Below are 11,687 nucleotides of genomic sequence, written 5' to 3' on the forward strand. Positions count from 1 at the left end.
CTTTCAATCCCCCCATCTTCGAAATAAATTGTGTTCAATATTAAAGCTGTCAAGCACTTTGCCCACCATGAAATTAATCAGATCATCCATACTTTGCGGCCCAAAATAAAAAGCCGGCATTGCGGGAATCATCCGAACTCCCAGACGGGACAGCTTCAACATATTCTCTAGATGAATAGCATGCAGTGGAGTCTCACGAGGTACAAGCACCAGTGGGCGGCCTTCCTTGAGCATAACGTCAGCAGCACGTGTCATCAGATTATCAGAGGTCCCATTCGCTACCGCGGATAATGTTCCCATAGAGCAAGGCATAATAATCATCCCTTCCACACGAAACGAACCACTTGCAATGGATGCGCCGATATCCGCAACAGGATGATAAAGCAGAGAACCGGGATAGCCTTTGAACCTTTCGTTCAAAAAGCCCTCCCGGTCTGATGCGATATAGCCAAGTTCTTCTTTAAATACGCGCCAGCCCGCATTGCTAACTACCAAATGCACGGAGTAGCCTAGTGACAGCAAGGTTTCAGTTAGACGAACACCATATATCGCACCGCTTGCTCCTGTAATTCCAACCACGATGTTTTTCGGTTTAGTAAGCGTCATTAGTAGAACTGCACCACCAAGTCAATCAAAGTGAAAGAGAACACCACGATGCTCAATACGCCGTTCATAGTGAAAAAAGCAGTCTGCAGACGGCTCAGGTCACTCGGAGATACAATGTAGTGCTCATAAAAGAGAATGATATATGCGATGATCATGCCTGCTACATACCACCAGCTTAAATCCGTCATAAACAGCAACGATACGAATCCAATCGCCGTGAGAATGTGAAATACGCGGGCAATAAAGAGTGCACCTTGAACCCCGAACCGAACCGGAATGGACTTCAAGCCCTCTTTTAGATCAAACTCAACATCCTGACAAGAATAAATTACATCAAAACCTGCAGTCCAAAACACAATAGTGAAATAAAATACCATTGAAGTCCAATTCACACTACCAGTTACAGCTACCCAACCGCCTAAAGGTGCAAGCGCAATGGTCAGACCGAGGATAAGATGGCAGGCCCATGTAAAGCGCTTAGTAAATGAATAAATGACAAGAAGGAAAACTGCGATCGGCAAGAGCTTGGCCGACAAAGGATTCAGCTTAAAGGCTGCCCAAAAGAGTAAGAAAAACGAAATGCCGATAAAAATGACGACTTCACCGATCTTCAATAATCCTGCAGGAATAGCTCTTCCCGCTGTGCGTGGATTCTTAGCATCACTTATCCGGTCAATCAGTCGATTCAGCCCCATAGCAGCGCTCCGTGCCCCAAACATAGCCACTACGATCCAACCAATCTGGCTCCAGGTAGGTAGCGTGCCAGACATGACAACGGAACCAAGTAAAGCGCCCATAAAAGCAAAAGGTAAAGCAAATACCGTATGTTCAAACTTGATCATTTGTAAAAAGATACCGATTTTCTTAAACATTCCCGTTCTCCTTGAGCCCAATATGTAATGCCGCGATGCCTCCGGTCAAGGGGAAGGATTCCACTTTTTGCAGTCCGGTTTCACGGAAAATAGCAGCTAATTGCTCCCGGTCAGGGAACAGCGCCAGCGATTCTGGCAACCATTTGTATTGCTCATACCTTTTAGCGAATAACTTGCCCAGCAATGGGAGTACACGCTGAAAATAAAAGAAATAGATACCTTTAAACGGTTGTTTCATCGGCTTGGAAAGCTCCAGGCAGACCACCATTCCTCCGGGCTTCACCACTCGTTTCATCTCGTTCAGCACTTGAACAAGATCCGGTACGTTGCGGAGTCCAAAACCAATCGTTGCATAATCAAATGCGTTGTCTTCAAAAGGCAACTCCATAGCGTTGCCCTGTACGAGAGAGATCCGGTCCTGAAGCTTGCGCTCCTCCACCTTACGGCGCCCCACTTCAAGCATGCCTGCACTGAAGTCGAGCCCTATCACATTCCCTGTCTGTGAGGCTTCGGCCAAGGCAATGCTCCAATCGCAAGTGCCGCAGCATAAGTCTACAGCTGAATCCCCGCGCTTCATACCCATCTTCTTCATCGTGAACTTACGCCAAGCCTTATGGCGGCGAAAGCTTAAGATGTCATTCATCAAATCATATTTACCTGCAATACTCTCAAACACCGAGTGCACAAACTGTTCCTTCGGCTTGCTGTTATCACCCACAGCAGTTGTAGTTTTGTCCATAGTCATCCACTAACCCTCCACGGCTGCTTGTCCTGAGACTTTCATCTGCAGGAGAATACGATCCAGCGCTATCTCAAGCTCTCTAAGCAGGCTTTCGTCTTTAACGCTTTGTAATAGTCCCTGAATCGACTGAATCGACTGATGGAGCATGTCCGTCAGCAGAGAATCACATTTATATTTCATCTTCAGCATCTTCCAGTCCTTCTGATCAAGGTTCTGGTCTTGAAGCTGTTTGCGTTCTTCCTCTGTCGCTGACTCCAGCATCTTCCAGTAACAATAACCATTGCTAGCATTCTCAAGGTTATCACAACGCTGAAGCTCTATGGCAACAGTTTCGCATTGACTGAACTCTGTCAATAACTTCTCCCACAATTCCACTAAGGAATTCTCGATCATGGGCGTAAAAGAAAGGAACAGCCGCATATTGAGCTGTACCATGTGCCGCAAGTATTGTTCAGCCGAAAGACGGATTCCTCTCATCTTCACATAGAGGTTCGCTTTCAAGACATTGAAATCAGCAATCGCCTTACTCAAGATTCCAACCATCTCAATCTGATCACTCTTTGCAAGCAGATGGTAAAACCAGCTACTAAAATAATCGCCAGCCAATACCTTTAATTGACGGGAACGCATAGGATCTCCACCGCGTCTATCATTCGAGCGGTCAATTACCTCATGTGTATCTAGTCCAAGTTGAATAAGTGCGGTTACGAGCGTATACAACTCACCAGTACTTCCTTTTACAGAAGATCCATGGTTTAGAAAAATATATAACAAATGACCCCGGCCATCAGAAAACGGCGGCAAATCCGTATGCTTCTGAATCATGTCGTAGTCGGTGTAGGGTTTTGCCAGTTGCGGTATGCAGTACGGTTTCATTTCAGCCTCCGAAGCCATTGACATTTATATTAATTCCTTTGTTCACAATCTTGTCTATTATATCACATGTTTTTTTGTCACGCACTGTGATACAACTGAGTTTCTTTTATTCTTCTCAAGGATAAATGAACTGCTTCTTCCAGAGCTCAGTCTCACTAATACGGAAGCCCGTCTTGAGACGCTCGGAAATGGGGAAATTACCCGCAGACTGAAGTTCATTCTGGAGTTCAACGGACCACTCCGCGCGTCTGATATCCCCTGCTAGCAGCAGCCGGCGGCTATCCAGCCATTTATCCATGACCACGATGCGCAGCAGAAGCTGATCCACATTCGAGGTTTCTTGAAAAGCAAAAGAAATAGTCTGTGCCATATTTCGATAAAGCTCCTGGGGTTCATGATCATTTCCGCTCACTTTTAAATCCAGAGACAGAACGTGATCCTCCCAGTCTACGCTATCAATGGATAAGGTCAATGGAAGTGCGCCAAGAACATCAACAAGATTATCGTTGTCTAGCACCGTGTTATGGCCGCCAGTAAAAGTCTCCACTGCACCATTTCGCTGCTGTAAGGTTGAATCCATATCTGCCACTTTGGGCAATATTACAGCAGAGGTTGCAGTCAAGAGTAATACGGCTCCAACCCACCAGGCCTTGTTCATGAACACGCCCCCCTTATCCATAATTCCCACTCTTAGCGGAATACGATCATTTATCTTTACTATATTTTGAAAAAAAGCAGGCTATGCCTGCTTTTCAGCTTTCACTTTCCAATTGTCCGTGCTTTGTCCATATTTCAGCCTTACCGCGGATCTTCATCGCTGAGGTATGATCAGTAAACTGGGCAATCAATACCTCGCCCTTATCCAGCTTCTCTGTATGATGAAAACGTGTATCTGTACCTCTGGTTAACCCAATGACCTGAACGCCATTATCTTTAGCCTTAACCACAATATAGTCGCTGCCCGTTGGAAGCGGAGTAGTACCCGTATTTTTATCCATCATCACTCATCCTCCTCTAAACCTATTATACAGTTCATAGTATTTCAAAAAACAAATGCCGCCTTGGAGGGCGGCATAGTTGTTCTTAAAAAGACTATGGGATAGGTATGTAGAAATCTTTATTTGATTCCGTCTTTCAGCGCCTTACCGGGTTTGAATGCCGGTACCTTGCTTGCAGGAATTTCGATTTCTTCACCAGTTTGCGGGTTACGGCCTTTACGTGCAGAACGCTCACGCACTTCAAAGTTTCCGAATCCAACCAGTTGTACTTTATCACCGCTTTGCAGTGCTTCTGTAATTGCTTCGAAAACCGCATCTACAGCTTTAGTAGCATCCTTCTTGGGAAGTTCAGTTGCTTCTGTAACTACATTGATCAAATCTGATTTATTCATGTTTTCTCACCTCCCTGAGTAAATTCTCCGGTATCATACACTGTTTCCGTTTCAACGTAAAATATACGTGATAATCCCGTTTAAAACTTAACTTTGGCGCCCTTAGACCTTGAAGCGCAACAAACTTATAGTAATACAGCCCATCCATAAATTCAAGCTGTTACTCAAAAAAGGAGCAGAAATTATCATCTATCCTTGCATATTTATCTAAATTCAATCTAATTTGTTAGACCTATAGGAGCATTTAAGGTCTTTATTTCATCAGAATAATTGAGTCAGATTCACCGTTATTATAGGAACTAGGAATCAAGTTTTAGGATAGATACAAATAAAAAGAGCAGGATTTCTCCCACTCTTTGAATTTATTTATATTCAGCTTAGAGAATAATTGCAATAAGTCCGCCGGAACCCTCATTTATAATGCGGCCAAGCGTTTCTTGCAGTTTGTAGCGCGCATTATCCGGCATCATAGCTATCTTGCCTTGAATTCCTTCTCTTACAATGGAGTGCAGGGAGCGGCCAAAAATATCGGATTCCCAAATCTTAATAGGATCATTCTCAAAGTCCTGCATCAGATAACGAACCAGCTCTTCGCTTTGCTTTTCCGTTCCGATGATTGGCGAGAATTCAGACTCCACATCCACCCGAATCATATGAATGGATGGTGCCGTAGCCTTTAAGCGAACCCCGAAGCGAGAGCCCTGACGAATCAGTTCTGGCTCGTCGAGTGCCATTTCAGCTAAGGATGGAGCCGCGATACCATAGCCAGTAGTCTTGACCATTTCCAAAGCTTCTGAGAATCGGTCGTATTCTCGTTTCGCATGTGAGAACTCCTGCATAAGCTGGAGCAAATGATCCTTACCGCGGATCTCAACCCCAACCACTTCCATCAGAACTTGATCGTACAGCTCTTCTGGAGCATACAGGTCGATCTCTGCTACACCCTGACCCATGTTCATACCACTTAGGCCAGCTTTATCAATAAAGTCATATTCGGTGAACTGAGATACGAGGCGGTCAACATCCCTCAGGCGGCGAATGTCTTTTACCGTATCGCGAACGGAGTTCTCATAACTACTACGTAGCCAGTGGTTTTCTCCAAGCACCATAACCCAGCTTGGCAGATTTACATTTACTTCATGCACTGGGAATTCATAAAGCACTTCCCGCAGCACACCAGTTACGTCATCTTCGCTCATGTTTGCGGCGCTTAGCGTCATAACTGGGATATCGTATTTGATGGCTAGCTCGTTACGGAGCTGCTGCGCTTCCTCACTGCGTGGCCGGGTGGAGTTAATGACAAGCACAAACGGCTTACCCACTTCCTTCAGCTCTGCAATGACGCGCTCTTCAGAGTCCACGTACGAGTTCCGCGGAATTTCTGCAATCGTACCATCTGTTGTTACCACTACACCTAGCGTTGAATGCTCCTGAATAACCTTACGTGTCCCGATTTCTGCCGCTTCCTGAAAAGGAATAGGCTCTTCAAACCAAGGTGTAGAGATCATACGTGGTCCATTTTCATCCTCGTAACCTTTTGCACCCTCTACAGCGTAACCCACACAGTCTACCAGACGAACATTAACCTCAAGCCCTTCCGCAACCTTGATTTGGACTGCGTTGTTTGGCACAAACTTCGGTTCTGTCGTCATAATCGTTTTGCCTGCTGCGCTTTGCGGAAGCTCATCCACAGCTCTTACTCGATCAGCCTCATTCGTGATGTTTGGCAGGACAATGGTTTCCATGAAGCGCTTGATAAATGTCGATTTCCCCGTGCGAACCGCGCCGACGACGCCAAGATAAATGTCTCCGCCGGTACGCTCGGCAATGTCCTTGAAAATATCCACTTTTTCCAAAAGAGATCCCCTCCTCATATTACTCCGAAGAAAAAATGCCTGAAGAGCATCGACTTCGCGTTCCGCCGGTAATCTGACCCTTGCAGGACATCAACCGGACTTATCGTATGCCCGCCCGAAGCCTAGCTGCTTTCGACCGGGACGTACTTGCCCCGCGCTAAACTCCGAATGCTCGGACATGCATTTGGACTAGTATCATCATATGTATCCGGAACGAATTTATGACCCATATTCGCGCATTTCACAATGTAATTTCAAAAAAAGTTAAGTCTGCGCGCCGCAAGGCGTCTGACGCCCGGAAGCTTACTCATCCATCTTATGAGGTAGGATTCGTTGATAGAACTATTTTTAGTGGATGCTGAGATTAAAAGGTTATAAACAAAAAACGCCTAATGCCCCGGATAAAACCGAAGCTTAGACGCTTTTAAACTATAACTCTAACTTGGAGGCTGTGGGATCGGCTGATTATTAATCCATAGATACGGCAAAGACTTTACGGGAACGTAATATGAAGCTTCCTCCAGATCCAGTCGCAAGTCCTGATTCTTGTCGTGCTCTCCACCCTTCTTATCGACGGCAGCCATGATATCAAAAACATAATCTACGTAGACAGTTCCATCCTTATCCATGATAAAGTCAAGAACTTGACCGGAATAGACGCTAGTTAAGGTTATAGAGCTTGTACCCGCCTGCTTATGATCAATGGTATACAATCCGGGGTATAGCTCATCAAGCACAGGCAGGTTGCCGCCATGAGCTGATTTATAACGGTTAACCTGTCGTTGCACGTCATTCACCTTTTGAACCGTAACAAGGTCCATCACCTTCACCACAGGATCAATTTCCTCATTCAAAATAAGAAAATAAGCACTTCCACCCTGCTCAAAAGCGGTAGCCGGTATATCATCCAAATATCCCTTATTATTCAACTTCCCCAGGTCAATACGAAACTTCTCATACCTTGGAGTAGTTTCATCCGCATTAAGAATGGGCAATACCCCTTCCTCCTGTTGATAATCATCAACGGCTGCTTGTATCCGTTTAACACTTTCCCGATAATTAACACTAGCCCGCTTCTCTTCACCTGGGTATAGACAGCCCGAAAGCGTAAGCGCGAGCGATACCATCCCTAGCAAAAGCTTGGCCCCTGCCTTCAGTTTCATTTTATATCCTATAAACTCCAACCGAGTCCCTCCCACGGTGACATTCTTACGCTACCACAGTTCATCTTCTTCCCTACGCCGCGCTGCTTCAAGCTTACGGCGCACCGCAGCCTTCAGTGGATCTTCCGGCACCTGAACGGTTACGTCGCTCCATACGGCAGCCTGACAGGCCAGACGCGTTCCATCTTCTAAGGCCGATCCAAGCTTACGCCGCTCAATATCTCCGGGAGGCCTTACTGCAGCAGCCTCTTCCTTCGCGACTGTAACCTTGCACATCAGACAGCCTGCTTTGCCTCCGCATCTAGTTGTAATTGGCACTCCTGCTTTACGAGCGGCCTCTAATAACGAAATGCCACGGTTCACAACAGCTTTACGACCTTCTGGTTGAAATACAACGGTAACTCCTTTTTGTGATTTCATGATGTTACTTCCTTCCTCAACACTATGTAACTGCTTACATAATTGAAACAACTCCGCCCAATAGGCCCACTAACATGATGACAAAAGCAAGTATAGACAGTACAGCCTTAAGCAATCCCTTGGTTTTGCTCCGAGCAAAAGTTATAAGAAATACTGATAATCCCATAATCAGCATCGCAATCAGGGATAACCACATTTTCGTCATCGGATCCATGGTCAAAGCCCCCATTCGCCTGTAATTTATTAGGGACTATTATATCATGACCTTATCCTTTTCTGTAAAAAAACATCATTTTTTATGTATTATTTTAAATAAATTACGCTTCGTGAAAATTATCAGGAATATAAAAAAAAGCAAAAGACGACGGAATCGTTCATTGATCCGTTTTCTTTTGCTCACCCAACTTAAAGCTATTTTTTAAGCATCATTTTCATTAAAGACTCCATTGTGCTGGAACCTGCGCCGCCTTTTTTAACGGCATTGATAATCTCCTGCACAGTAGCTTCACTGACCGGCACTTTCGCCATTGATGACACCTGCTTAATTAACTGGCGGAGCTGGGCTTCATTCTGCGTAGTTCCTGGCTTTACCGTACTGGCTAGCTTTTTGACGGCACTTTCCGTAATGTTCTTGCCCGCCTTTTTGTTAATGGCGTTCAATGCATCCTTGGAAAAATCTCTGCTCACTTTTCATCCCTCCTCCGTCAATCCCCATTACAACATATGAGAATTTGCGGAAAAAGGTGAACAGGATCAGGAATGCCACTGCTCCCAAGTTTCCTGGGAGATCGACTCAAGCTCAGGCTTACGATCACGACCCATCAAGGCTTCAACCGCACTGCGTGGGCTTCTTCCTTGAAAGAGCACATGATAAATCTGATCCGTAATCGGCATCTGCACACCCAGCTTGAGCGAAATTGCATAAGCTGCTTCGGTAGTACGAATACCTTCGACTACCATCCCCATGGATTCCAGCACCTCGGCCAGCGGCTTGCCTTGACCAAGCATGGACCCAGCGCGCCAGTTACGGCTGTGCTGACTAGTAGCCGTCACAACAAGGTCGCCAATTCCGGCAAGGCCGGCAAAGGTCAAAGGATTGGCTCCAAGCTCAACTCCCACCCGAGATATCTCGGCGAGTCCACGGGTCAAAAGCGCTGCTTTAGCATTGTCCCCATATCCAAGGCCATCGGATAGACCTGCACCAAGGGCAATAATATTCTTAAGAGCTCCGGCAAGCTCTACCCCTACCTGATCACGATTCGTATATACACGGAAATCGTTGTTGATGAACAATTCCTGCGCTTCGGCGCTACGTTTGTCATCAGGTGAAGCAACTACAACGGTTGTAGGACACCGGCGTACAACTTCCTCTGCATGACTTGGACCGGAGAGGACGACGATCTGCCCTTCGTCACAGCCTAGTTCCTCTGCAATTACGATGGACATCCGCTTATTGCTTTCCGACTCAAAGCCCTTCGTAGCATGAACACATAACATGTCATCCTTCCAGAATGGCTTCAGACTGCGAGCAACCTGCCGCATTCCTGAAGACGGAGCTACAATTACAACCGCCTTAGAACCGGACACTGCCGTTTCCATATCCGTAGTTGCAATAATGTTAGCTGGCAATGCGATGCCAGGCAGATACTTATTATTCGTATGAGAGCCATTGATCTCGGCAGCTTGATCAGAGTTGCGTGTCCACAGATAAACTTCCGAGTGGTTTGCAGCCAGCACACTAGCCAGCGCAGTTCCCCAGCTCCCCGCTACAAGTACGGTAACTTTATCAGACAACACGATTCCCTCCTTTAACTTTTGAGCCTATCTTGTTCTCACGGCCTTCTACGATCTTTACAATATTCGTCCGGTGCCGCCAGAAGGCGAAGACCGCAATAATAATACTGGTCCAGAGCACAGGTTGTGTAAATCCTGTCAACAATAAAGCCACTGGTGTCAGTGCTACAAAAATTAATGAGCCAAGGGACACGTAACGTGTGATAAAGATAGACAGGATGGCGATGATACCGGCGAGCAGCGCTGGCCATAAACAAAGCGTAGCCATAACACCGATCGTAGTAGCAATGCCTTTCCCCCCACGAAAACGAAAATAGAGCGGCCAATTATGTCCGATGATGGCAGCGATTCCGCAAAGAGCCGGAACCCAGGTTCCCCAACCGCCGACCCAGGTTCCTAACCATACAGCGGCCACCCCTTTCAGCACATCCAGCAACAGCACTAGTATTGCAGGACCTTTACCCAATACACGCAGTGTATTGGTAGCCCCCGCATTTCCGCTTCCGTATTGACGGATATCAATTCCCTTTAGCAACTTTGCAAGCAGTACACTAAAGCTGACAGAACCAAGCAAATAGCTTACAACGATAACCAGAAGTTCAAGCGCCACACTTCTTCTCCCCTAACCTTCGTTTTCGGATTTGCGCCGTGTAAAGAGACGGATTGGTGTTCCTTCGAAATTAAATGCTGCGCGAATTTTATTCTCCAGATAACGTTCATAGGAGAAATGCATCAGCGACGGATCATTCACGAACACCACAATCGTAGGCGGCTTAACCGCAACCTGCGTTACATAGTTAATACGCAAGCGACGGCCTTTGTCAGTTGGTGGAGGGTTAATCGCGATTGCATCAGATACAACGTCGTTCACCAAATGTGTAGTAATGCGCAGTGCGTGCTGTTGAGATACATGCTGTACAACAGGCAGCAGTTTTTGCAAACGCTGTTTGGTTAAAGCCGACAAAAAGACAACCGGTGCGTAACTCATAAACAAGAAATGGTCACGAATCTTCGTCTCGAAGTTCTGCATAGTCTTATCGTCTTTCACAATGGCATCCCATTTATTGACAACAAAAATAGATGCTTTACCAGCTTCATGTGCATAACCAGCAATATGCTTGTCCTGATCGATGATGCCCTCTTCGCCGTTAATTACAACGAGGACCACATCAGCCCGTTCAATCGCACGCATAGCTCGCATAACACTGTATTTTTCAATGTTCTCGTATACCTTGCCTTTTTTACGCATACCTGCCGTATCGATAAGCACATAACGTTGCCCATCACGTTCAAAAGGAGTATCGATAGCATCTCTTGTAGTCCCTGCAATATCGCTGACGATAACACGTTCTTCGCCCAAAATCGCGTTAACCAGAGAGGATTTACCTACATTCGGACGGCCAATCAAAGCTACACGAATGACATCCTCATCGTATTCATCATCTATTTTCTCAGGTAGGCGTTCAACTACAGCATCTAGCAAATCGCCGAGTCCGGTTCCGTGACTACCAGAAATTCCGATTGGATCGCCAAAACCAAGGCTATAGAACTCATAAATATCATCCGCACGCTTCATATTATCCACTTTGTTGATGGCAAGAACGACCGGTTTACCTGAACGGAACAGAATCTGAGCTACCTCTTCATCTGAATTCGTCACACCACTCTTCGCCTCACACATAAATACAATAACATCCGCTTCTTCAATCGCCAGCTCCGCTTGAACACGGATTGATTTCAGAATTGTATCTTCTCCATCAATTTCAATACCTCCGGTATCAATCACACTGAACGACTTACCGTTCCAATCTGAAATACCATAAATCCGGTCACGTGTAATCCCCGGCTTATCTTCTACAATGGCTAATCTATCGCCAATCAGCCGATTAAATATCGTCGATTTTCCGACGTTAGGCCTCCCAACAATTGCCACAACGGGTCTTGCCATATTCATTCCTCCTGTCATCC

15 protein-coding genes are annotated in these 11,687 nt (G+C 46.0%); all 15 read right to left on the reverse strand.

Annotated features, from left to right (window positions below):
• Positions 1–3 precede the first annotated feature (3 nt).
• Positions 4–606, reverse strand: a complete 603-nt coding sequence (locus MKY54_RS21215) for a flavin prenyltransferase UbiX (RefSeq protein WP_036676229.1) — start codon at positions 604–606, stop codon at positions 4–6.
• A complete protein-coding gene (locus MKY54_RS21220; protein WP_076184015.1) occupies positions 606–1,478 on the reverse strand; it encodes a UbiA-like polyprenyltransferase in 873 nt (290 codons plus the stop codon). The genes MKY54_RS21215 and MKY54_RS21220 overlap by 1 nt, the downstream gene beginning before the upstream one ends.
• Entirely contained in the window at positions 1,471–2,223 is a 753-nt protein-coding gene (locus MKY54_RS21225; protein ID WP_139329851.1) for a demethylmenaquinone methyltransferase, read from the reverse strand. The genes MKY54_RS21220 and MKY54_RS21225 overlap by 8 nt, the downstream gene beginning before the upstream one ends.
• 3 nt (positions 2,224–2,226) lie before the next feature.
• On the reverse strand, positions 2,227–3,120 hold the full coding sequence (locus tag MKY54_RS21230) for a heptaprenyl diphosphate synthase component 1 (protein WP_254857027.1): 894 nt from the start codon (positions 3,118–3,120) through the stop codon (positions 2,227–2,229).
• Between the two features lie 91 nt (positions 3,121–3,211).
• Complete coding sequence (locus tag MKY54_RS21235; protein ID WP_076184017.1) at positions 3,212–3,754, reverse strand: hypothetical protein; 543 nt, start codon at positions 3,752–3,754, stop codon at positions 3,212–3,214.
• A gap of 94 nt (positions 3,755–3,848) precedes the next feature.
• The gene (gene mtrB / locus MKY54_RS21240; protein WP_051490908.1) at positions 3,849–4,097 is read right to left on the reverse strand and encodes a trp RNA-binding attenuation protein MtrB; all 249 of its coding nucleotides are present in this window, start codon (positions 4,095–4,097) and stop codon (positions 3,849–3,851) included.
• Positions 4,098–4,213: 116 nt separating this feature from the next.
• Positions 4,214–4,486 (reverse strand): HU family DNA-binding protein, encoded by a 273-nt coding sequence (locus MKY54_RS21245; RefSeq protein WP_036676223.1) that lies wholly within the window; start codon positions 4,484–4,486, stop codon positions 4,214–4,216.
• Between the two features lie 377 nt (positions 4,487–4,863).
• On the reverse strand, positions 4,864–6,342 hold the full coding sequence (gene spoIVA / locus MKY54_RS21250) for a stage IV sporulation protein A (RefSeq protein ID WP_036676222.1): 1,479 nt from the start codon (positions 6,340–6,342) through the stop codon (positions 4,864–4,866).
• Between the two features lie 437 nt (positions 6,343–6,779).
• Complete coding sequence (locus tag MKY54_RS21255; protein WP_254847661.1) at positions 6,780–7,526, reverse strand: DUF3939 domain-containing protein; 747 nt, start codon at positions 7,524–7,526, stop codon at positions 6,780–6,782.
• 30 nt (positions 7,527–7,556) lie between these two features.
• Positions 7,557–7,925, reverse strand: coding sequence for a 2Fe-2S iron-sulfur cluster-binding protein (locus MKY54_RS21260; protein WP_339187837.1), 369 nt, complete (start codon positions 7,923–7,925; stop codon positions 7,557–7,559).
• A gap of 34 nt (positions 7,926–7,959) precedes the next feature.
• Positions 7,960–8,139, reverse strand: coding sequence for a DUF2768 family protein (locus MKY54_RS21265; RefSeq protein WP_036676218.1), 180 nt, complete (start codon positions 8,137–8,139; stop codon positions 7,960–7,962).
• Between the two features lie 197 nt (positions 8,140–8,336).
• Positions 8,337–8,612, reverse strand: a complete 276-nt coding sequence (locus MKY54_RS21270) for a stage VI sporulation protein F (RefSeq protein ID WP_038572437.1) — start codon at positions 8,610–8,612, stop codon at positions 8,337–8,339.
• 66 nt (positions 8,613–8,678) lie between these two features.
• Positions 8,679–9,719, reverse strand: coding sequence for an NAD(P)H-dependent glycerol-3-phosphate dehydrogenase (locus MKY54_RS21275; RefSeq protein WP_076127494.1), 1,041 nt, complete (start codon positions 9,717–9,719; stop codon positions 8,679–8,681).
• Positions 9,712–10,329, reverse strand: coding sequence for a glycerol-3-phosphate 1-O-acyltransferase PlsY (gene plsY / locus MKY54_RS21280; RefSeq protein WP_036676213.1), 618 nt, complete (start codon positions 10,327–10,329; stop codon positions 9,712–9,714). The genes MKY54_RS21275 and plsY overlap by 8 nt, the downstream gene beginning before the upstream one ends.
• Before the next feature lie 12 nt (positions 10,330–10,341).
• A complete protein-coding gene (gene der, locus MKY54_RS21285) occupies positions 10,342–11,667 on the reverse strand; it encodes a ribosome biogenesis GTPase Der (protein ID WP_036676212.1) in 1,326 nt (441 codons plus the stop codon).
• Positions 11,668–11,687 lie beyond the last annotated feature (20 nt).

It is taken from the genome of Paenibacillus sp. FSL P2-0121 (genome assembly GCF_037975345.1).
In the GTDB taxonomy this organism is placed as follows: domain Bacteria; phylum Bacillota; class Bacilli; order Paenibacillales; family Paenibacillaceae; genus Paenibacillus_AQ; species Paenibacillus_AQ odorifer.